The organism is Pseudomonas sp. NFACC10-1, assembly GCF_900119195.1.
Lineage (GTDB): Bacteria > Pseudomonadota > Gammaproteobacteria > Pseudomonadales > Pseudomonadaceae > Aquipseudomonas > Aquipseudomonas cerasi.
Genome location: NZ_FPJB01000003.1, coordinates 14,847 through 36,049, shown reverse-complemented (window position 1 = coordinate 36,049; position 21,203 = coordinate 14,847). Strand labels below are relative to the sequence as shown.

The following is a 21,203-nucleotide window of genomic DNA, read 5'->3' as shown; positions in this document are numbered from 1 at the left end:
GGCACGCGCCGCCAGGTGGATCAGGCCGTCCGGTATTTCGGTTGAGCCGAAGCAGCCGGATGCTCGGCTTCGTCATGCACACGTGCTCCGCTGGAAGCGCGGATCAGCAGGATCTTGAGTTGGTCGTTGATGCGTTCCAGGCTGTCCTGAAAGTAGTTGTGAAAGACCACGCAGAACAAGGCAATGGCGATACCCAGCCCAGTCGCGAACAGCGCTGTACCGATACCGGCGGAAATCTGCCCGGGATCGGATACCCCGGCACTGGCCAGGGCCTTGAAGGTATCGATGATACCCAGAATCGTCCCCAACAAGCCCAACAGTGGCGCAGCGGTAGTAATGGTTTCGATCAGCCAGAGGCTGCGGGCCAGCGGTGCGCGAGTGCTCAGGTACTGGGTTTCGATGACATCATCCAGATCCCTGCGCGAGCCCTGCGCATTTTTTTGCGCCAGCACCGGCAGGACCATTTCCAGCGGCAGGCTGGTCCGGCGTGTCAGCGTCTCCGGCAGATCCTTTTCACTGTGCACCGAAGCACCGAGTGACGTTTGCAGCGCCCGCGACTGGCGACGCACGTAAGCAAAGTAGATGCCTCGTTCGATCGCGACAAAGATCGCTATCGCGATGGCGGCGTACATCACATAGAACGTGATGTCGTGAAGCTGATTCATGTCCATGGCACGGACCTCTGGTCAATGAAGATTAGAAATTGGCTTCAAGAGAAACGGTAACGGTACGCTCGACCCCGACGATGTAGGCCGGGTCGCCGTCGCGGAAACCGCTGTAAGTGCCCGCGTTGGTTTTGGTGGTGTACACGCCGTCCAGGTATTCCTTGTCGAACAGGTTGTCGACGTTCAGACGCAGAGTGGCGTCCTTGACGATTTTCTTGTCCACCGGAAGGTAGATCCCCGCGCCCAGATTGAAGATGGTGCGCCCCGGAATGCTTTCGTCGTTGGTCAGGTCGCCATACAGCTTGCTGGTGAGCTTGGCGCCAAAGGTCCCGTAATAACTGCCGTCGTCGTAGCCGATGTTGGCGGCCAGCATGTTCTTCGGCACGTTGGTAAATTGCTTGCCACTGGTGGGCAGCTCAATGGCGGTGCCGTTATTGAAGACGGTCAGGTCATCTTTCTGTTTGGCGCGGGTGTAGGTGTACGAGGTGTAGTAATTGAAATGGTGCGGCAGCAAGCCACTCCACTCCAGTTCCAGCCCGCTGTTGTCGACTGCACCGGCGTTGATGTCGGCAAAGTCGCCGTTGATATCTTTTGATGACACCTGCCGGTCCTTGAACTGCAGGTAGAACAGCGTGGCCGCCAGCGTCATGTCCTGTTCGGTGTAGCGCCAGCCCAGTTCGTGGTTCCAGCTGGTTTCTGGCTTGCTGTCGATGGAGCCGGTGCCCGGGTCATACAGAACGTAGTTCTGCGGCACGCGCATGTTGCGTGACAGGCTGTAGAACAACTGGTCGCGCTCATCCAGCTGGTATTTGAGGCCGACGTTCGGCAACAGCTTGTTGTAGGTCTGGTCCCGTTTTTCCGGCCGCTCGGTCAGGCTGCCGTGGTTGGTGCCTTCGCGCTCGACATTCATGTAGGCCAGGCCGCCGACCAGCGTCCAGTCCGGGGCGAAATACCAGGTGTCCTGAGCCCAGACTTTTTGGGCAGGCGTCACGGTATAACGGTCACGGCCCTGGATCTCGTTGCCGTTGGCATCGACCATGTAGTCCGAATCCGGCTGGATGCTTTCAGGCTTGCCATTGCTCTTCAGGCGGATGAAAGGCTGAGTCTGCGACTGTCGCGCGCGTTCATACCAGTAGCCGACCTGTACGCTGTGTTCGTCGTTGACGTCCCAGTTCAACTTGGTGGTGATCCCCGGACGCCACGTCTGGGTGCGCGACGGCCGGTAATAAACGCCAGTGGTCGATGATCCGTCTGCGTTATAAGCCGCCGCCGTCGGCAGGTTGCTCAGGTCGAACACACCGTTCTGGTTCGAACCTCGGTTGAGCGCATAGGAAGAACTGTTCACGCCGCTGCCATTACCCCAGAAATAATAGGGGATGACGGAAAGAGACAGGTTGTCGGCCAGTTTGAATTGGGTATTGAGCACGCCGGTGAACGTCTGGAAAGGGTTCTGCGCCAACTCGTAGTAGCTGGACAATTTACCGTTGCTGCCCAGCGCTGGCGTCGAAGGATAAGGGTCAAACTTGCGCCCGTTCTGCTGGAACTGACTCTTGGTGAGCTGGCTGTAGCTGTTGTTGTCCTGCTCGTGGTACTTGAGGATCAGGTTGGCGGTATTGCCCGAGCCCATGTCGAAGAAACTGTTCCACTCAACCTTGTCGGCACGCACCGCGCCATCGCCGCGCCATTTCTGACCTTCGGTGTGAGACATCGACAGCCAGTTGCTCAGCCCGTTGATCTCTCCGGTTTTGAGTCGCGCGAAGGTCTTGTAAGTGCCGTTGCTGCCCGCCACCTGCTTGACGAATGCGCCGGTTTCCTTGGTGGGCCGGATGGTGACGATACCGATGTTGCCGCCGCTGGAACCGATGTGCGGGCCATCACTTTCGGCAGAGCCTTGAGTCACGAAAATCTGATCGATGTTTTCCGGATCCCCCAGCAGATTGGAATACAGCGCGTAGTTACCGGAATCGTTGATCGGCATACCGTCCACCGACATGCCGACCTGATCGGAGTTGAGCCCGCGCATGGTGAATTTGAAACCAGAAAGACCTGTGGCGTCTTCGCTGGAGATATTCAGGCCCGGTGTGTACTTGAGCTTATCGATCGCATTCCCGGTCGCCGTCTGCTTGTCGAGCGCTTCCTTGGTGACAGTGGAACGCGCCTTGATGCTCTCCTCCTGCACCATGTAGCCACCCCCAACCGTCGCCTTGCCTTGCACACCAATGGTGCCGACATCACTGCCACTCGAGTCGGCCATAACCATGCCGTGACTCATGCCCGCGGCGACCAACGCAAGGTGAATTCTGGAAAACTTCATCACTCTGTTCCTTGTCAGTGCTATTGCACGCTGTAGTTGAAGGTGGCGGTGAAGCGCTGTTCGCTGCGTCCACCAAAGGCTTGCTCGGGAAACGGCTTGACCTGCTTGATGCGTCGCAGACTGTTGGCGGCTGCGCGGTTGAGCAGCATGCTGGAGGCCTGGGTCTGAATGCCGGAGTCCAGCACTCGCCCCTGGCGGTCGACCAATAACCACACCACAACCTCGCCACTCGGACGCTCCAGTGAGGCCTGACGGCCAGTCGGGTATTGTTTGTAACCGTCCAGCTCACTGCGTAGCCCTTTGAGGTAGCCACCTTCCATACCCTGGGTGTCGACCTTCGGCGGTGCGGGTGGCGCAGGCGGTGACGGCGGCGCAACCGGGGCGCTGGCGATCGGCTTGCTGGGTGCCTGAACCGGCTCGACGGGTTTTGCCACTGCCGGTTTGGGCAAGGGCTTAGGCCTTGGTTCTCGCTTGATCTCCGGCTTGGGTTTTGGCTTGGGAACGGGCTTGGGCGGCGGTGGAGGTGGCGCCGGTTCGGCCTCTTCGCTTTCGACTACAGGCGGCGGAGGTGGCGGCTCGTCAGGTTGTACCGGAGGCGGTTCGGGCTGCGTCAATGGCTCAGGGGCGGGCTGCTCGGGCTCGACCAGCGCCAGCTCGACGGCAGATTCGTCGTAGACCGGCTCCATTTTCAGAGGACGGGTCTGTACACCAATCACGATTGCGATGAGCGCCACCAGAGCAGGCAGGCCACCAAGCCACTGACGTACACGAAACAGGAAATAGAAATACATGGTCAGGATTTGCGCGTGGCGATGGAGACTGACGTGAAACCACCCAGACGCAGGGTGTCCATGATCTCGACCAGACGAGCGACTTCCACGCCCTTGTCACTGTTAACGATGATCGTGGTTTTAGTGTCGGGCTTTTCCAGCGCTTTCAAGGCAGGCACCAGGGCGTCGACCGTGGTCGCCTTGCCGTCGAGCTGTAATTCGCCGTTGAGCCCCAGAGTCAGGATCGATTTGTTCTGCGGTTTCAGTTGCTGCGAACTGCTGGCACTCGGCAGCTGGGTTTTCATCCCCAGCGCCGGAATCACGTTCAGGCTTACCAACACGAAAAAAACCAGCAGGAACATCATCACGTCGATCATGGGGATCAGTTCGATGTGCGCCTTGCGCTTTTTAGGTTCGTCCCACGTTCTCATGCCAGCCTCTCGCTTTCTTGTTAGAGGCCGAGAATCTAGCAACCGAACATGACCGATCGGTTGGTTTTACAAGACCGATACATGACTGTTACATGGCTGTTACCTGTACATCTCATGGCACTTAAATGATTCTTGAGGCCGTCACGGAAATGCCATAACAACGCGCCAGCGTTTGAGCATTCAACCCGACGGAAAATACGGATGAGTCACCCGCTGCCCACTATCAGAACCTCGCGTCTGCTGCTCGCCGCGTTGCAGCCTGAACAGGCACTCACCTTGTCACGCCTGGCCGACGAGCCGACGATTGCGGCCATGACTTCTGCACTGCCCAGCCCCTACACCCTTGAGCATGCGCGGGCATTCATTGCACAGACCCACGACCAATACACCGCCGGTCAGATGTTGAGCATCGGGGTTCACATTCAGGAAACCGGAGAGCTGACCGGGATCGTCTCGCTACGCCTTTCGATGCCGCATCGCAGCGGCCATCTGGGTTACTGGACAGGAACGCACTATCAAAATCAGGGTTACGCCTGCGAAGCGGCTCAAGGCTTGCTGAGGCATGGCTTCACGGACATGAACCTCAACCGCATCGCCGGCCAGTGCTTCAGCGACAACCCGGCCAGCGCCAGGGTCCTGGAGAAGTGCGGGTTATCGTATGAGGGCTGTACCAGAGAGGCATTTCTGAAAAACGGTGTGTTCAAGAACATGTTGCTGTTCGGACTGTTGCGCTCGGAATACCCATCGTCGGAGGCCACGTCATGACCGATTTCAATCCGGATCGTCGACGCATCATTACCGGAGTCGCCGGTGCAACATTGCTGTCGATCCTCAGCCCATTTGCGCGCAGCGCGGGGGTCGATTATCCATTCACGCTCGGCGTGGCATCTGGCGATCCGTTGCCGGATGGCTTCGTGGTATGGACACGTCTGGCGCCCAAGGTGATGACGCCCTCGGGTGATGGCGGACTGAACAAACCCGTTGAGGTGCGCTGGAAGATCGCCAGCGATGCGGCCATGCTTCACGTAGTCCGCACAGGACAGGCCACCGCCCATCCGCGCCTTGCCCATTCGGTGCATGTTGAAGTGAGCGGCTTGCAGCCTGGACGCCCGTATTGGTATCAGTTCGAGAGCCTGGGGGCGCAAAGCGCTGTCGGGCAGGCCTGTACTGCTCCGCTGGCAAGTGCCATGGTCTCGGCGCGGTTCGGCTTCGTGTCGTGTTCGCACTGGGAGGCCGGGTATTTCAGCGCCTATCGACACCTGGCGGCAGAGCGCCCGGATCTGGTGTTCTTTCTTGGCGACTACATTTATGAGATGAACATATCCCCGGAAAACCCTCGGTTCCCGCGTCACCACGCTACACCTGACCCCATGGACCTGGCGGGCTATCGTAATCGCTACGCTCAGTACAAGACCGACCCCGACCTGCAAGCGCTGCATGCCTGTGCGCCGAGCGTGGCCACCTGGGATGATCACGAAGTACAGAATGACTACGCCGCGCAGTGGTCCCAGGACCCGAACGTTCCGGTGGACAGTTTTCTACGTCGCAGAGCCGCCGCTTATCAAGCGTTTTACGAGCACATGCCCTTGCGCGCCAGCAGCCTGCCCAAAGGACCGGACATGCGTATTTACCGGAACCTGGACTATGGCCGCCTGGCACGCTTTCATGTGCTGGACGGTCGGCAGTATCGTTCCGAACAGGCGTGCATCCAGGCCAACGGCAGCCGTCGAGGCTACGTAGCGCCCAGCGACTGTCCGGATCTGAGTGACCCCAAACGCACCATGCTCGGCTGGGAACAGGAAGCCTGGCTGGACCGCAGCTTCGCTGAATCACCTGGACAATGGAATGTCATTGCCCAGGACTTGCTGGTCGCTCCACTGGAACAGCGCAATCTCAAGACCCAGGCGCTGGGCCACTGGACCGACGGCTGGGACGGCTACGCGGCGACCCGCGAGCGCGTGCTGGCATCCCTGCAACGCCACCAGACCCGCAACCCGGTGTTCTGGGGTGGCGATATCCATTCGTTCTGGACCACCGACCTGCACGCCGAGGCAGGCAATCCGGAATCAGCCATCGTCGCCACCGAATTCGTCGGCACCTCGGTAACCTCCAGCGGACCACCGTTCGACGCCTTCAACAGCATTCTCGGCCTCAACCCACACGTGAAGTTTTTCGACAGCCGTCAGCGCGGCTATGTGGCAGTGGACCTGAACGAACAGCATATGCAGACCCGCTTTCAAGTGGTGTCGGATGTGCTGGACCCTGCGGCGAGCGTGTCAACGCTGAAGCGTTTTGTGGTGGAGGCTGGCAAGGCGGGGGCTGTTGCCGGGTAGGCGACGTTTTGGATTGGCCATATTGTGGACAAAATTGTCCACTGTGAAGAGACAGTAAAACCCGCTTCAGGCGCTTTTTCCCTTTCCGGTGAGCTACTAACCTGAGCCCATGTTGCACGCCAGACCTCACCTACCCAAACGAAAGGACTTGACCATGACCCACACCACCTACAACCGCCTGAACAAAGATGACGCCATCGTTTTGCTGATCGATCATCAGACAGGCCTGATCTCGCTGGTGCAGGACTTCTCGCCGAACGAGTTCAAGAACAATATTCTGGCCCTGGCTGACCTGGCCCGCTTCTTCGAACTGCCGACCATTCTCACCACCAGTTTTGAACAAGGCCCCAACGGCCCGCTGGTTCCGGAACTCAAGGCAATGTTTCCCGATGCGCCGTACATTGCCCGGCCGGGTCAGATCAACGCGTGGGATAACGAAGACTTTGTAAAGGCCATCAAGGCGACCGGCCGAAAACAGTTGATCATTGCCGGGGTAGTGACCGATGTGTGCGTGACCTTTCCGACCCTGTCGGCATTGGCTGAAGGGTTTGAAGTATTCGTGGTCACCGATGCCTCCGGCACCTTCAACACCACGGTTCAACAAGCCGCGTGGTCGCGCATGACGCAGGCAGGTGCGCAACTGATGAACTGGTTCTCGGTGGCCTGTGAGCTGCAGGGCGACTGGCGTAACGATATCGAAGGACTGGGTAACCTGCTGTCCGAGCGCATCCCGAACTACCGCAACCTGATGAACAGCTATTCGGCGCTGACTGCTCGGTAGAGGCTGTCGCTAATGGGGTTCGACGCGGGTATGCCATGTCGAATCCACGGCACGATAGTTCGGATTATCGTTCCGCACGCTCCAGCGTGGGAATGTAGTTCTGGACGCTCTGCGTCCGATCTTGAACGCACGGCGCGTCATAAATGTGTGACGCGGAGCGTCACGAAAGGCATTCCTACGCAGAGCGTTGGAACGATAATTACCCTGCTTGGCCCGACGATGTCACAAGCGATCCGGCAACGTAGTGGCCTTGGTCAGCCTGGGCTCATCCAGCAGTCTGGCTTTGTAAGCCATCAGCTCATCCTCTTCGATATCGAAGCGTTTGAGCCATTGCTCGGCAGACCAGCCGGTGATGCGTGGCTCGCCGTTCTTGGAAGGGTTGTGCAGACTGACCTTGGGGGCACGAATTGCCTTGAGCAGCCTGTTGGGAAGCACCAATCGGGCGGGCTTTGGCTGATCGGTCGGCGCGGCTTCAGGTATCGGTCCGGACTGGATGACCAGCCCTGAACCGTAGTCATAGAGTGCAAACCAGTCCATCGGTAGTTCGGCCTGGATCTCACCTATCCCGCCTATCTTTTCTAACCATTCGTTGCTCAAGGCCGTCAGCCATGAGACGGTCTTGATACCCTTGTCGGCTGTCTCGGATGCACCAAGTGGTCGCCCTACATCCAAGCCATTTAACTTATCCGCAAGCATTGCTTCGAAAGGCTGGTTGTCGCTTACGCGTACTGCAGACAACACGAGCCCATGACCACCGTAGCCATGGATAGCCTTCAAGCGTCTGGCAAAACTTACGAAAGCGATTGGGTTCTCTTCGACGTACAGTAATGGAACACTGAAGCGCAAAACGGATGCGCCCCAACTACCCATCTTCGCTTCCCAGCCACGAAGCCCAGAAATATAAAACTCCCAGTCACCAGCGTCATGAGCTTGTTTTCCGCTGGTGTAACAGAACGCCGTCATATCGTTCTCTTTCATGCGCTTCACCATTGTGCGCATGGACGGAGCCTTGGCGTAAGCGAATTTGTCTGGCCCATCTGGCGGCTCCTCGCGCCACAGCCAGGTCATGTGCTCCTTGGCGAGGGCCTCATATTCGTCAAAACATGAACAGATGGCCTCGCGCACTTCAGGCAGGTGAGCATCATTGAAGAACAATGTACCGGTGATCGCAGGCACACTGCCGATGTAATCCTGCGGCCCTTGTTTGGTCAACAACCCTCCTGGGACACGCATCTTCTCGGGATGCTCGCGCATCAACTGAACCGGATCGGACAGAAGATCAATCATATCGAGTCCTTGCTGTCCTGCACCAAAGGATAATGAGCAAGTGACATCACAAGCGATCCGGCAACGTAGTGGCCTTGGTCAGCCTGGGCTCATCTAACAGTCTGGCTTTGTAAGCCATCAGCTCATCCTCTTCGATATCGAAGCGTTTGAGCCATTGCTCGGCAGACCAGCCGGTGATGCGCGGTTCGCCAACACTGGAGTTACGATGCAAACTACCTATCTGCGGCATCCTGACATTTTTAAACATCATGTTTGGGAGAACCAATCGAGCAGGCTTCGGCTGATCAATGGGCGCTGCTTCAGGTTTTGGCCCAGCCTGAATGACCAATCCCGAGCCATAGTCATAAAGCGCGAACCAGTCTATAGGTAGCTCGGCTTGTATTTCATCTACCCCGCCCACTTTTTCAATCATTTTGTAGTTGAGCGCAGTAAGCCAGGATACGGTCTTTATACCGCTTGCGGCCGCTCGGCAAATATCAATTGGCCCTCCAACATCGAGTCCATTTAATCGCTCCGAGAGATACGCCTCAAAGGGCTCGTTGTTGTCGCTACGCACTAGAGAGAGAACAAGCCCAAGTCCGCCGTAGCCGTGAACAGCTTTTAATCTTGCGGCGAAGCTCACAAACATAGCCTGAAAAGCAGTTGGGTTATTTTCGACGTGGAGCATCGGCATACTGAAACGTAGAGAGCATAGCCCCCAAGTTCCCATCCTAGCTTTCCAGCCACGCAGTCCATAGACTTGAAACTCCCAATCGCCAGCGTCGTGTGGTTGCTCGCCGCTGGTATAACCAAAACTGAAAAGATCGTTTTCAGTCATGCGCTTCACCATATCGCGCATAGGCTTGGCCTTGGCCTTGGCTATCTTATTCGGTCCCTCAGGTGGCTCTTCGCGCCACAGCCAACTTAGATGTTCCTTGGCGAGGGCCTCATATTCGTCGAAGCATGAACAGATGGCCTCGCGTACTTCAGGCAGGTGAGCATCATTGAAGAACAACGTACCGGTGATCGCAGGCACGCTGCCGATGTAATCTTGCGGCCCTTGTTTGGTCAACAACCCTCCAGGGACACGCATCTTCTCGGGATGCTCGCGCATCAACTGAATCGGGTCGAACGGTAAATCGGTCATATGGGATCCTTAGTACGCAGGGACTGGCCCGGGCATCGGACGTCTAACCAGCAGCATGTATAGAACGCCGGCAAGCATGGCAGCTGTACCGAGCTGTTCAACAGGTATCTTGGAATGGTTGGGCTCTGATTGATTGCAATCACAATCGCTCGGTTCTAACTTCTCCAGTTTTTCCGCCCCTCCAGCAATTCGTTCATAATCTGTTTGCTGCTCTTTACTCCAAGAATCCGGCGGAAACTTTATCTCCACAACCTGCTTGATATTGTCCTGCGTTGGAGGCTTGGTCGGATCGTTGACGATCACCACGTCAGGCCGCCGAACCATGCCTTCACCGGCGGTGAATGGCGGTCGCCGGGAGCCCTGATCATCCGGCGCATCCCACCATTTTTTTATCCAGCCGGGCAGCCAGTCGTGCCCCTTGGTTTCCACGCTCCGGTCCATAATCGGCGCCGGCGGTTGTCGGGTCATGTCGTAGTTGACCTCCGGTTTGTAAGGGCTGCGGTGCTTGAGGATACCGTCGAGCGCTTTGAGCTGGCCGGAGACGCAGGACTGTTTGAGCGAGCGTCCATCCTTGCCGATGCCTGGCGTGCTCTTGCATTTGCAGATTGCCGAACACAGTACTTTCTTGTCAGTGAAGTCCAGTTCGGGCTTGTTGATCTTCACCGGCGTGGTGGTGCCCTCTGTGGACATTCCACCGCTGGCCAATGGCGCACCGGGTTTTATAGGATCGCTCATGATTGGCCCGACTCATCAATAAGGTCAAACGCCAGCGCTTCGTCGGCGTCGCGTTCGACCCATTGGGTGAAACCTTCGTCATCGGTACTGCCGGTCAGGTGCTGGCCGCCGCTCGAGCGCACACGCACTGGCTGGCCGGCGATGGGCTTGCCAGTCGCTGCATCCAGCACTTGAAAGCGACCGCGAAAGATCTTCGCGGATGAATCCAGCGGCTCATCCTGATAACCCGCCATCAGGCCGGGACTGATGCGGCCAAATCCATCGATCAGGCCTCCCTGAACACCCGATGCCCCTCCGCTGGAAGGGTCGGTCATGGTGCTCACCTGGCTGGAATAAAGCATCGCGCCGCAGGCAACCCGGCAGCCGTGATAAGCAATGGCCTTACCGTCTTCGATGAGGCTGGGATCGCCCTCGGTGATCGGGAACACCCCTTTACAACGCGGGCACGTCACCATATCGCCCACACGCGCGCAATTCTTGCCATCGATCAACATAGTGGGGGCGCCCGATAAAACGACGCCACCGTGGGAAGTCATATCGCCAACCACGATAAGAGGCTGCATCAGCATGCTCCCGTTGGCGAAACAGGATCGTGAAGGCCTGGAGCCGCCGACTCGTCGGCATACTCCACGACGACCATACCGCTGTGATCGGGACCGGTGATGACGTCGCCATTTTCAAAAACGCTACCGACCAAAGCGACTTGATGACCTTCATGGTGCATTGCAGGGCCAACACCAGACACAATGCGTGACTGGCTGCCATCGGGGTAATGCGCAAGGTCTCCCACCAGCGCCACGCGCCCGCCCGTCGTTTGCATGTTGCTGGTGGCGACGATGCGGCCACCACGTTGCGTGGTAGAGCTTTCGCTTGCGACCGGAAAGCGCTTTTTAACGGGTTTGATCGCGACTTTCGCTATGTACTCGTCGGCCAGGCGTTTTCCATCGATTTCCATGCCGTTCATGGTTGCTCCCTGCAGTTATGGTCTATGCAAGGGATTTTGCCAAGCAAACAGGCATCACGCTAGCGGTTTGGCGTCAGATGAGAACGTGTCGTGCTGAGCGAAATAATTGTAGGAAAATCCCTACACAACAGAAAAGGCTTTTCCGCCGGGGTCGAGAAAAAGCCTTTTCGTCCATTAATACGCAACCATTGAAATGAAGTCTCGGTGCTCAGAGGGCGCTACTTCAACTGATTGGCAAACCGCCCCACGGCGCCCACGACCTGTTTGGCTCCTTCCTGAATCTCGACGATCACGGCACCGGCCTCGTTGGCCAGCACCAGGCCCTGCTCCGCCTGGGTGCGGCTGTTGGCCATGCCGCGTACTGCCTCATCGGCCAGCGACTGGTTTTGCTGCACGACGCTGACGATTTCTTCGGTCGCGGCGCTGGTGCGGCCTGCCAGTTGGCGGACTTCGTCAGCCACCACGGCAAAGCCCCGGCCCTGCTCACCGGCACGTGCGGCCTCGATGGCGGCGTTGAGCGCCAGCAGGTTGGTTTGCTGGGCAATCCCACCAATGGTCTGCACGATGGAATTGATCAGCAATGACTGTTTGCCCAGCGCTTCGATGCCCGAGGAGGCTGACTGCATCTCTTCGGAGATCTTGCGCATGGTCTTTACAGTGTTTTGCACCACGTCCGCGCCGCGCTGGGCGCTGACGTCGGTCTGCTGGGAGATTTCAAACGCCACGCTGGCGGCCTGACTGACTTCTTCTTCGCGGGCCACCTGGTCGGTCACCATCGTGGCGAACTTGACCACCTTGTAAAGTTTGCCCTGAGCATCGTGGACCGGGTTGTAGGTTGCTTCCAGCCAGACCTCACGCCCGTTGCTGTCGATACGCTTGAAGCGCCCGGCCACGAACTCGCCACGGTTGAGCATCGCCCAGAATTCCCGGTACGACGCCTGAGAGGTTTCCGCAGGATCACAGAAGATGCTGTGATGCTTGCCCTTGATCTGCGCCAGGTTATAACCCATTCCGCGCAGGAACTGATCGTTGGCGGTCAATACCTGGCCGCTGAGGTCGAACTCGATCACGGCGGTCGAGCGTAACAGCGCCTGGATGAACGCGGAGTTCTCGGCAGCCGTTTCGACGATCTGGGTGATGTCCGAACCGTAGCATTGCAACGTCATCAGCCTGCCTTGCTCATCCAGCACTGGCTGCCAGAGGGCGCGAATCCACACCAGCCGGCCATCGGCATGCAGAAAACGGTACCTGTCGATGACCGACTCGCCCTTCTGCACCGCCACTTTGAGACTGCGGTAGCAATCCAGCTGTTTGACGTAAGTAGGCACCAAGTGATCGAGATCCTTGCCCTGCAGTTGCTCCAGCGAATAGCCAAGCGCATTGAGAAAGTTTTCATTGGCGTGGACGATGTGGTGGCTGGCGTCCAGAGTCAGACAGACCATTTGCGCATCCATCCCTTTCTGCATCTGCCGGTACATGGATAACTCGGCCTTTTGTGCCTGTAATTCCTTTTTCAAGCGAGCGTTGAACATGACGGCACCCATAGTGAGGTTGTACGTATATATCGACACAAGCGTAGACGGGATTAAGGCATTTCGTCTGATGGTGGCAGGATGAATTACAGGGCGTTTGCGACAGAAGAAACGACCGTCTCAAGGCCATCTCGCGCATTGCTGCGAGATGTTCTCAGCGATGACAGCCCGCGGCCATTTGTCACCCAAGGCACGCCGTTAGCCACCATCGGTCGACTTTGGACTGGCGGCACGATACATTGATGGCACTAAGACATCACCTGTGATGTCCTATGTCTCTCGATGTTAATGTCCCGGTGTCACATGCTTGTTTCTGCCCTTGAACGTCCCAATCTTGACGATGCGCAACTCCTTGCCGAGGTCGAGCAGACGATCACTTCAGGTGTTGGCTCGTTACGCTTCAGCCGTGTTCTTGAGCAACGCTATCAGGAAGAAACCCGGCTACCGCGGCGCGAGTTCCTGACGGCGGTAGGGATTGGCGGCAGTCTGATCTACAACCTGTTCCTGATCAGTGACTGGTTGATACTGCGGGATGTGTTTTTCTATGTAGCCGTGGGCCGTCTGTGCCTGATGACGCCGATGTTTATCGCGCTATTGATACTGGCTCAACGCGTTACCACGCGCTGGGCGATGGAAACCATCGCTGCATTCGCCACGGTCGTGTGCTCGCTCATGCCATTGCTGGTCATGATTCACAGCGACAGCCCTTATCAGATCTTTTATCAACTCGGCATGCTGTTGATCATGGTCTACTGCACCATGATCCAGCAATTGCCGTTGCGTCATGCCGCTGTCGCCATGTCATGCATGCTGATCATCCAGTTGGTGACTACCTACATTGCCGACTTCGCCGACTTCGTGATCTGGCAGGCCAACGCCGTGTTGTTCGTCTCGACGGTAGCACTGCTGCTGATGGCCTCCTACTTTCTGGAGCGGGCAAGCCGCATGAGCTACCTGTTTGCGCTCCGCGGGCGCCTGCTTCAAGTGCAATTGATGGAGTTCGCGCGTACCGATGGGCTGACCCGGCTGTTCAATCGACACTACCAGGATGAAGTGATGACCTCCGTCTGGGAGCACGCTCGCAATACGCCGGCGAACGTGGCGATCATCCTGCTGGACATCGACCACTTCAAATCCTACAACGACAACTACGGGCACCCGCAAGGCGATACCTGCCTCAGATTGCTTTGTCAGAAAATCCAGCAAAGCGCGCATGAGCATGGCGCTGTGGCGTTCCGGTTCGGCGGCGAAGAGGTTCTGGTGCTGATGATCGGCGATGCCGTGCAGGCCAGAGAAGTGGCCGCGGCCCTGCAGAGCGCTGTTGCCGAGCTTAAATTGCCGCACCCGGTGCTGGGCGAAAACGCGCTGGTCACCATCAGCCTCGGCGTGGCGTGTGCGACAGCGCCCCTGACCAGCGCCGAGAACCTGATTGGTGCGGCTGACAATGCCCTCTACGCGGCCAAGCGCGCCGGACGTAATTGCGTGTGCTTTGCGTGAAATGAAACACCGCAGGATCCTGCTTTACGCCACGCCCCTGCCACTTTAATCTCGGCGCACACCAAGGCTGGGAGCCATCGCATGAGCATTCACATTGACGTCAACACCAACCCTACGGAAGAGGATCGTCTGGCGATTCTGGAACCACTGAAACGGTTCAACGCCGAGCAGGCGGGCGACGGCAAGTCCGGGAAAGTGGCGATGTTCATTCGCGATGATCAAACCCGGGAAGTCCTCGGCGGCCTGCACGCTCGTATTCTTTATGAGTGGCTGTTCATCGAGCTGCTGGTCGTGCCGGAACAAGCCCGTGGGCAAGGCATGGGCTCGCGTCTGATGCAGATGGCCGAGGATCTGGCGGTTGAAAAGGGCTGCACGGGAATCTGGCTGGACACCTTCGACTTCCAGGCCCCCGACTTCTATCGTCGCCACGGTTACACCGAGTTCGGCCAGATTGACGACTATCCGCCTGGCAACAAGCGCTTCTTTTTCCAGAAGCGCCTGCCGAACACAAAGGCCTGATGCTTGCGTCAGACCTTGAACTTGCCTACCAGATTGTTGAAGGAAATGGCCAGACGCGACAGCTCCTGGCTTGAAGCGCTGGTCTGGTGCGCACCTGCGGCGGTCTGGGTGGAAAGGTCCTGAATGTTGACCAGGTTGCGATCCACTTCGCGCGCAACGTGGGACTGCTCTTCGGAGGCCGTCGCAATCAACATGTTGCGGTCGTTGATCTCGGCGATGCTCTGCGCAATGCGCTCCAGCGACTGCCCCGTGGCCTGAGCCAGGGTTTGCGTGTTGCTGGCCAGCGTGCGGCTGTTGCCCATGGCCCGCACGGCCTGATCGGCACTGGCCTGGACACTGCCGATCATGGTTTCGATTTCGCCAGTGGATGCCTGGGTTCGAGCGGCCAGCGCCCGTACTTCGTCCGCTACCACAGCGAAGCCGCGCCCCTGCTCGCCTGCACGCGCAGCCTCGATGGCGGCGTTGAGGGCCAGCAGGTTGGTCTGCTCGGCGATCCCACGGATCACGTCCAGCACCTGCCCGATCTCACGAACGCGTCCGGCGAGTTCTTCGACCATCGTGGTCGAACTGCTGATCTCGGCACTGACGGTATTGATCGCATTCACGGCATCACGGGCCTGATCACGACCGGCAGCCGCGTCGGTGCTGGTCTGTCGGGACGCTTCCGACGTCGACATGGCGTTACGCGCGACCTCTTCGACCGCAGCGGTCATCTCGTTCACCGCCGTAGCGGCCTGCTGAATCTCATCGTTCTGACGGATCAGACCGCGACTGCTTTCTTCAGTCACCGCATTCAGCTCTTCAGCGGCCGAGGCCAACTGGTCGGCAGCGCTGGATATTTGCCCGATCGTGCTTTTCAGGTTGTCCTGCATATCGCTCAGGGCAACCAGCATCATGCCGGCTTCGTCGTGATATTGGCTGGTAATTGGCAGGGTCAGATCACCGCTGGCAATTCGCCGGGCATTGGTCACTGCCGTATTGATTGGCGTGCTGATGGCGCGACTTATGAACAGGCCCATCACAAACGCGGCCAAGAATGACAAACCAATGCCGATGTACAGGTTTCGTTGCGCAGCGTCCTGTGTCTGGTCGGAAGCGACAGCGGCCTCCCCCGCCTGACGATTATTGGAGTTGACGATGGTGTTCAGCTGATCCATGACCTTCAGGTAACCGCTGCGTACATCGCCGTCGATGATCGCTCTCGCACCCGCAATGTCACCGGACAGGGCAGTGCCTTTGGCCTGCTCGATGAGTGCCTGATAGCCAGGCCAGTCTCTGTCCATCTGATCACCGGCGGCGCGCTCGTCATCGTCAAGCGGCGTAGCCCGGTAGGTGGCGTAGCTTTTTTCAGCCTGAGTCCTGTTAACGGTCATGCTCGCGAGAATATCGTCCTTGACGCTTTGCGGGGCATTGCCTGCCATGGCGGCCAATAAACGATAAAGATCACGGTTCTGAGCAATGACCGAGGCCTTGACCTCGCCGGTTTTTGTAACCGACAGCAGGCTGTTGGTAAACACGTTATCCAGGCTGACGGACAAGGCACTGATGCCTCGACTGCCTATTACGCCTACCCCTAGGGTGAAAAGCGCACATAACGCAAAAGACATGAAAAGCTTGGCCGACAGCCTCGCGTTGTAGAACCATTTCATAGCTGAAACCCTCATGAGCAAATATGGCACAACGCCATAAAAACTTTATGGAATTCAGATGCCTGTTGCATAGTCATGTATCGGCATTTTCAGCGCACTCTGCAGGCGGTTAACAAAGTCTTCATACGGACATGGTCGAGCGGGCCGCCTCGCATGCCTGCAATGTCCGGAAACACGCGCTCGCGTGGTGTAACAAGAACTTTCCAGGCCCGTTGCGTTACCATTCCCGCCTGTGTCCCGCCAGAGTCATGAGTCAGGATGTCTGCTTCTTCCATCGAACAACTCACTTCGTTACCGTCCATCCTTGCCGGCCCGCTGTTGCGCCGTCAGGAAGCCGGCCGCCTGGTGTTGTGGCTGGCAGGGTCTCGTCCGTTGCGCCTGACCGTGCGCCTGCGCCATGCCGCTACCGATGACCCCACGGCGGGCTTCAACGATTACGTACTCGACGACCGGCAATGCCAGGTCATCGCAGTCGGGCGCCAGGCGTTCATTCACCTGGTCGATCTGCAACTGGAAGCCGAACTGCCCCGCGACACCTGGATCGAGTACGACCTGCTGGTGGAAGGCGAAGGCGGCATTGCCGAGTGGGCGCCGCACCTGCTGTACGAGGGCAACCGCTACCCGAACTTCGTGGTGCGCAGCAGCATTGATCACCTTTTGCATGGCTCGTGCCGCAAGCCGCACCACAGCGCGGCCGAAGGTCTGCTCTGCGTGGACCGTCTGCTGGCCGACGTCAAGGAGCCGCTGCAACGCCCTGCGCTGTTGATGATGAGCGGCGATCAGATCTACGCCGACGATGTCGCCGGGCCGATGCTGCGCGCCATCCATGTGCTGATTGAGCGGCTGGGGTTGTTCGACGAGCGACTCGACGGTGCCATCGTCGATGACAGCCCTCGTCTCTATGCGCATCCGGCCAGCTATTACCAGCGTGCCGACCTGCTGCCGGCCCTGAAAAGCAACGACACGCTGCGCGAGCGTTTTTTTGGCGGCACCAGCAAGCCGGTATTCACCAGCAGCACAGCGGATAACCATCTGGTTACCCTGGCGGAAGTCATGGCGATGTACCTGCTGGTCTGGTCACCCACGCCCTGGACCCTGATCGAACCCGGCAGGCCGCGGCTGGAAGACGGGGAAGTCGAGCGCTACGCCAGGGAGCAGCAAGTGGTCGAGGCGTTTGCCGAGGGCCTGGGCGGCGTAGCGCGGGCGATGGCGCATCTGCCGTGCATGATGATTTTCGACGACCACGACATCACCGATGACTGGAACCTGTCGGCGAACTGGGAGCAAACGGCTTACGGCCACCCATTCTCCAAACGCATCATCGGTAACGCCCTGCTCGCCTATCTGCTTTGCCAGGGCTGGGGGAATAACCCGGATGCGCTCAACGGGCTGGTCAGGCAGGCTCACGCACTGAGCACCGAGGCCGTGTCGAACGACAACTGGCTGGACAGCCAGGCCCAGGACCAGCTGATTGATCAGCTGTTGAAGTTTCAGCAATGGCATTACGTGTTACCCACCAGCCCGGCACTGGTGGTACTGGATACCCGCACCCGGCGCTGGCGCAGCGAGTCGAACTTCAACCACCCGTCCGGCCTGCTCGACTGGGAAGCACTCAGTGAACTGCAACAGGAGCTGATCGACCATAAATCAGCGATTATCGTCTCACCTGCCCCCGTGTTCGGCGTCAAGTTGATCGAGGCCATACAACGGATATTCAGTTGGTGCGGCTATCCGTTGCTGGTCGATGCGGAAAACTGGATGGCGCACCGTGGCGCCGCCAACGTCATTCTGAACATCTTTCGCCATTCCAGAACACCGGGCAATTACGTGATCCTGTCGGGCGATGTGCATTACTCGTTCGTCTACGAAATCCTGATTCGCCAGCGCAGTGGCGGGCCTCATATCTGGCAAATCACCAGCAGTGGTATCAAGAATGAATTCCCCCGTCGTCTGCTGGACACTTTTGATCGGCTGAATCGCTGGTTATACTCTCCCCGCTCACCTCTTAACTGGTTCACCAAGCGCCGCCTGATGAAGGTTGTTCCGCGCACGCCCGAGCACAGCAAGGCCGGTGAACGCTTATGGAACTCGGCAGGTGTCGGGCAGGTACTGTTCAACGAACAGGGCCAGCCGACCCTGATCAACCAACTCAATGCCAACGGTGACCCGCCTACCTGTTTCGTCGAACCGGAAGAATACAGAGACCAGCGATCTGACCCAGAGCGTGGCTTTATGGAAAACAACCGGAAAACAAGGGAGAGTCACCGCTAAACTTATCGGCAATTGCCGGGTCGATAGTTGCTACCGGTCAGGTTGCGGCACACCCTGGCAAGCATTATTTCCTGGAGAGCGCCCCCGTGATAACCAATCAACGCATAGCCAGACTCAACGCATGGGGGGCACATGGCTTCACCGCCACCGGCGTAGTCCTTGCGTTCCTGGCGACCATTGCCTTGTTCAACAATGAACCCAAAGCCTGCCTGTTGTGGCTGGGCGCGGCCCTGATCGTGGATGGAGTCGACGGCTCACTGGCTCGCAAGGTCAACACCACGTCGGTCCTGCCGCACTTCGATGGCTCGGTACTGGATCTGGTCATCGACTACCTGACCTACGTGTTCATCCCGGCACTGTTCATCTACCGCTATATACCGGTACCGGATTACACGCTGCTGCTGAGCGTCTCGGTCATTCTGGTTTCGTCGCTGTTCTGCTTCTGCAACGTCGACATGAAAAGCAAGGACAACTACTTTCAGGGCTTCCCCGCTGCCTGGAACGTCGTTGCACTGTGCCTCTACATTCTGTCACCTGCCCCCTGGCTGACGTTCATCACCATCATCGCTCTTGCGCTGCTGACCCTGACCCGCATGAAGTTCCTGCACCCGTTCCGCGTGCGCCGCTTCATGCCGATCAATATCGCTGTGACCACCGTATGGTTGCTGTCCAGCGCACTGCTGATCATCAACCACCCGCACAATGGCCCGGTGGTCATGGGGCTGTGGCTGGCGATGTCGGCGTATTTCCTGGGGATTTGTATCTGGAGAACGTCGCTGGAGTGGCTGGGTCGGCTTAAAGCCTGACACTCAAGTCAGACCAAAAAGCTCGCTGAACGCATTGCGCGGTCAGCGAGCTTTTTTATGCGCGTCCTATTTGCTCTCGGTCTGCATCTCGGCAGCTGGCCGGACCTTGCCGAAGTGATGCGTTGTATAGCAGCAGAACCCCAGCCCGCCGAGAGCCAGCAGGCCGCCGACGATACCGACATTGGCAACCCCGAGATGGCTGCTGACCACACTGCCGAGCAGCGCGCCGCCGCCAATACCGATATTGAAGATGCCCGAGAACAGCGCCATCGCCACATCGGTTGCATCGGGTGCCAGCGACAGCACGCGCGCTTGCAGGGTCAGGCCGAAGCACATGATCGCCATGCCCCAGATAATGGTCAGCGTGCCGAGCGTCACGGCGTCACCGGAGAGGGGCAACAGCATCAGCAGGCAAACGGTCAGCGTACCAATGGCGGTGATCAACAGTCCGTTCGGGAAGCGGTCGCTGAACAGGCTGAAGATGATCGAGCCCATGATCCCGGCACCGCCAAAGACCAGCAGCAGGATCGTGGTCATTTCGCCGCTGAGTCGAGACACAGTCTGGGTGAACGGCTCGATATAGCTGTAGGCGGTGAAATGAGCGGTCACCACAATCGCCGTCAGCAGGTAGATAGCCATCAACCGTGGGCGCTTGAACAGGATCGGCAGGCTGCGCAACGAGCCGGAGTTCTGGCTGGGCAGCAAAGGCAGCGCGCGAGCCAACAGGAAGACTACCAGCGCAGCGATGCCGGCGATGCCCAGAAAGGTAGTCCGCCAGCCCAGTGCTTCACCCAGCACGCGGCCCAGCGGAATACCCAGCACCATCGCCAGCGACGTACCGGTCGCCAGCAGGCCCAGCGCCTGGACCTGCTTGCCAGGCGGCGCGATGCGCACGGCCAGCGACGCCGTGACCGACCAGAACACCGCATGTGCAAAGGCGATACCGACCCGACTCACCAGCAGGATCGCGAAGCTGGGGGAGATTGCCGAGAGCACGTGGCTGACCACAAACAGGCCGAACACGAACATCAGCAACTTGCGGCGCTCGATGTTGCGCGTCGCCAGCATCATCGGCAACGACATCAGCGACACGACCCAGGCATAGATCGTGAGCATCAACCCGACCTGGGCCGGGGTCATTTCGAAGCTCTGGCCGATGTTACTCAGCAGACCGATCGGCACGAACTCGGTGGTATTGAAAATGAAGGCCGCCAAGGCCAGCGCGAATACGCCAAGCCAGCTACCTGCCTGCTCGTTTGGAGGTGAAGTTATCAAGAATCACAACGCCCTGAAAATGTTCCGACCCGAAGGCCGATCGTCACGCGTGAACACGCACGCCTGACACCTGTATGGAAAACGGCGGCTCGCCCCACTGAAAAACCAACGCAAAAACGCTCCGCTCGACCTTCTGAATCGGGCGCAGTGTGCAAAGTGGATTATTGTGGATATGGGGAGTGGAGCCAGATGACACGAATTCTACGGACCGCCAGAGTGGATCACAACCCGTGCACTCATAACAGACT

General features: G+C 58.3%; 19 protein-coding genes. 7 read left to right on the top strand and 12 right to left on the bottom strand.

Annotated features, from left to right (window positions below):
- Positions 1-20: 20 nt before the first annotated feature.
- Genes BT119_RS08810 through BT119_RS08795 form a run of 4 tightly spaced genes read right to left on the bottom strand, consistent with a single transcriptional unit; the run spans position 21 to position 4,180 of the window.
- Positions 21-671 (bottom strand): MotA/TolQ/ExbB proton channel family protein, encoded by a 651-nt coding sequence (locus BT119_RS08810; protein WP_058396862.1) that lies wholly within the window; start codon positions 669-671, stop codon positions 21-23.
- 25 nt (positions 672-696) lie between these two features.
- Positions 697-2,979: a TonB-dependent receptor gene (locus BT119_RS08805; protein WP_072365413.1), complete on the bottom strand. Its 2,283-nt coding sequence runs from the start codon at positions 2,977-2,979 to the stop codon at positions 697-699.
- Between the two features lie 20 nt (positions 2,980-2,999).
- Positions 3,000-3,770, bottom strand: a complete 771-nt coding sequence (locus BT119_RS08800; protein WP_072365411.1) for an energy transducer TonB family protein — start codon at positions 3,768-3,770, stop codon at positions 3,000-3,002.
- Positions 3,771-3,772: 2 nt separating this feature from the next.
- Positions 3,773-4,180: an ExbD/TolR family protein gene (locus BT119_RS08795; RefSeq protein WP_003380333.1), complete on the bottom strand. Its 408-nt coding sequence runs from the start codon at positions 4,178-4,180 to the stop codon at positions 3,773-3,775.
- A 201-nt stretch (positions 4,181-4,381) separates the two neighbouring features.
- On the opposite strand from BT119_RS08795, the gene BT119_RS08790 reads away from it, so the two are divergent.
- The 3 genes from BT119_RS08790 (at position 4,382) to ycaC (ending at position 7,294) form a co-directional block, all read left to right on the top strand.
- Positions 4,382-4,945, top strand: a complete 564-nt coding sequence (locus BT119_RS08790; protein WP_072365409.1) for a GNAT family N-acetyltransferase — start codon at positions 4,382-4,384, stop codon at positions 4,943-4,945.
- On the top strand, positions 4,942-6,513 hold the full coding sequence (locus BT119_RS08785) for an alkaline phosphatase D family protein (RefSeq protein WP_072365407.1): 1,572 nt from the start codon (positions 4,942-4,944) through the stop codon (positions 6,511-6,513). Before BT119_RS08790 ends, BT119_RS08785 begins: the two co-directional genes overlap by 4 nt.
- Before the next feature lie 154 nt (positions 6,514-6,667).
- Positions 6,668-7,294: an isochorismate family cysteine hydrolase YcaC gene (gene ycaC, locus BT119_RS08780; protein ID WP_003365747.1), complete on the top strand. Its 627-nt coding sequence runs from the start codon at positions 6,668-6,670 to the stop codon at positions 7,292-7,294.
- A gap of 222 nt (positions 7,295-7,516) precedes the next feature.
- Here ycaC and BT119_RS08770 read toward each other — a convergent pair whose 3' ends face one another.
- The 6 genes from BT119_RS08770 to BT119_RS08745 form a co-directional block, all read right to left on the bottom strand.
- On the bottom strand, positions 7,517-8,581 hold the full coding sequence (locus tag BT119_RS08770) for a type VI immunity family protein (protein WP_072365405.1): 1,065 nt from the start codon (positions 8,579-8,581) through the stop codon (positions 7,517-7,519).
- A 46-nt stretch (positions 8,582-8,627) separates the two neighbouring features.
- Positions 8,628-9,707, bottom strand: coding sequence for a type VI immunity family protein (locus BT119_RS08765; protein ID WP_072365403.1), 1,080 nt, complete (start codon positions 9,705-9,707; stop codon positions 8,628-8,630).
- A 9-nt stretch (positions 9,708-9,716) separates the two neighbouring features.
- Entirely contained in the window at positions 9,717-10,442 is a 726-nt protein-coding gene (locus tag BT119_RS08760) for a VRR-NUC domain-containing protein (protein ID WP_072365401.1), read from the bottom strand.
- Entirely contained in the window at positions 10,439-11,005 is a 567-nt protein-coding gene (locus tag BT119_RS08755; protein WP_072365399.1) for a PAAR domain-containing protein, read from the bottom strand. The genes BT119_RS08760 and BT119_RS08755 overlap by 4 nt, the downstream gene beginning before the upstream one ends.
- A complete protein-coding gene (locus BT119_RS08750; protein ID WP_371857169.1) occupies positions 11,005-11,397 on the bottom strand; it encodes a PAAR domain-containing protein in 393 nt (130 codons plus the stop codon). The genes BT119_RS08755 and BT119_RS08750 overlap by 1 nt, the downstream gene beginning before the upstream one ends.
- 227 nt (positions 11,398-11,624) lie before the next feature.
- Entirely contained in the window at positions 11,625-12,938 is a 1,314-nt protein-coding gene (locus BT119_RS08745; protein ID WP_072365771.1) for a methyl-accepting chemotaxis protein, read from the bottom strand.
- A gap of 303 nt (positions 12,939-13,241) precedes the next feature.
- Here BT119_RS08745 and BT119_RS08740 point away from each other — a divergent pair, with 303 nt between their 5' ends.
- The gene (locus BT119_RS08740; protein WP_072365395.1) at positions 13,242-14,435 is read left to right on the top strand and encodes a GGDEF domain-containing protein; all 1,194 of its coding nucleotides are present in this window, start codon (positions 13,242-13,244) and stop codon (positions 14,433-14,435) included.
- Positions 14,436-14,516: 81 nt separating this feature from the next.
- Positions 14,517-14,954 (top strand): GNAT family N-acetyltransferase, encoded by a 438-nt coding sequence (locus BT119_RS08735; protein ID WP_072365393.1) that lies wholly within the window; start codon positions 14,517-14,519, stop codon positions 14,952-14,954.
- A gap of 8 nt (positions 14,955-14,962) precedes the next feature.
- Here BT119_RS08735 and BT119_RS08730 read toward each other — a convergent pair whose 3' ends face one another.
- Positions 14,963-16,603, bottom strand: a complete 1,641-nt coding sequence (locus BT119_RS08730) for a methyl-accepting chemotaxis protein (protein ID WP_058396863.1) — start codon at positions 16,601-16,603, stop codon at positions 14,963-14,965.
- A gap of 258 nt (positions 16,604-16,861) precedes the next feature.
- Here BT119_RS08730 and BT119_RS08725 point away from each other — a divergent pair, with 258 nt between their 5' ends.
- Together BT119_RS08725 and pcsA are read left to right on the top strand one after the other, a co-directional pair.
- A complete protein-coding gene (locus BT119_RS08725) occupies positions 16,862-18,874 on the top strand; it encodes an alkaline phosphatase D family protein (RefSeq protein WP_072365391.1) in 2,013 nt (670 codons plus the stop codon).
- Between the two features lie 86 nt (positions 18,875-18,960).
- The gene (gene pcsA / locus BT119_RS08720) at positions 18,961-19,680 is read left to right on the top strand and encodes a phosphatidylcholine synthase (protein ID WP_003433808.1); all 720 of its coding nucleotides are present in this window, start codon (positions 18,961-18,963) and stop codon (positions 19,678-19,680) included.
- Between the two features lie 66 nt (positions 19,681-19,746).
- Here the strand turns inward: pcsA and BT119_RS08715 are convergent, their stop codons facing one another.
- Positions 19,747-20,955, bottom strand: coding sequence for a sugar transporter (locus BT119_RS08715; protein WP_072365389.1), 1,209 nt, complete (start codon positions 20,953-20,955; stop codon positions 19,747-19,749).
- Positions 20,956-21,203: the final 248 nt, after the last annotated feature.

Bases quoted from the DNA above. Each gene is read 5' to 3' on its own strand.
- BT119_RS08755 (WP_072365399.1), bottom strand. From the start codon at position 11,005: ATGCAGCCTCTTATCGTGGTTGGCGATATGACTTCCCACGGTGGCGTC.
- BT119_RS08735 (WP_072365393.1), top strand. From the start codon at position 14,517: ATGAGCATTCACATTGACGTCAACACCAACCCTACGGAAGAGGATCGT.
- BT119_RS08725 (WP_072365391.1), top strand. From the start codon at position 16,862: ATGTCTGCTTCTTCCATCGAACAACTCACTTCGTTACCGTCCATCCTT.
- BT119_RS08800 (WP_072365411.1), bottom strand. From the start codon at position 3,770: ATGTATTTCTATTTCCTGTTTCGTGTACGTCAGTGGCTTGGTGGCCTG.
- BT119_RS08795 (WP_003380333.1), bottom strand. From the start codon at position 4,180: ATGAGAACGTGGGACGAACCTAAAAAGCGCAAGGCGCACATCGAACTG.
- BT119_RS08745 (WP_072365771.1), bottom strand. From the start codon at position 12,938: ATGTTCAACGCTCGCTTGAAAAAGGAATTACAGGCACAAAAGGCCGAG.
- BT119_RS08750 (WP_371857169.1), bottom strand. From the start codon at position 11,397: ATGGAAATCGATGGAAAACGCCTGGCCGACGAGTACATAGCGAAAGTC.
- BT119_RS08810 (WP_058396862.1), bottom strand. From the start codon at position 671: ATGGACATGAATCAGCTTCACGACATCACGTTCTATGTGATGTACGCC.
- ycaC (WP_003365747.1), top strand. From the start codon at position 6,668: ATGACCCACACCACCTACAACCGCCTGAACAAAGATGACGCCATCGTT.
- BT119_RS08765 (WP_072365403.1), bottom strand. From the start codon at position 9,707: ATGACCGATTTACCGTTCGACCCGATTCAGTTGATGCGCGAGCATCCC.
- BT119_RS08740 (WP_072365395.1), top strand. From the start codon at position 13,242: ATGCTTGTTTCTGCCCTTGAACGTCCCAATCTTGACGATGCGCAACTC.
- BT119_RS08760 (WP_072365401.1), bottom strand. From the start codon at position 10,442: ATGAGCGATCCTATAAAACCCGGTGCGCCATTGGCCAGCGGTGGAATG.
- BT119_RS08730 (WP_058396863.1), bottom strand. From the start codon at position 16,603: ATGAAATGGTTCTACAACGCGAGGCTGTCGGCCAAGCTTTTCATGTCT.
- BT119_RS08790 (WP_072365409.1), top strand. From the start codon at position 4,382: ATGAGTCACCCGCTGCCCACTATCAGAACCTCGCGTCTGCTGCTCGCC.
- BT119_RS08770 (WP_072365405.1), bottom strand. From the start codon at position 8,581: ATGATTGATCTTCTGTCCGATCCGGTTCAGTTGATGCGCGAGCATCCC.
- BT119_RS08805 (WP_072365413.1), bottom strand. From the start codon at position 2,979: ATGAAGTTTTCCAGAATTCACCTTGCGTTGGTCGCCGCGGGCATGAGT.
- BT119_RS08785 (WP_072365407.1), top strand. From the start codon at position 4,942: ATGACCGATTTCAATCCGGATCGTCGACGCATCATTACCGGAGTCGCC.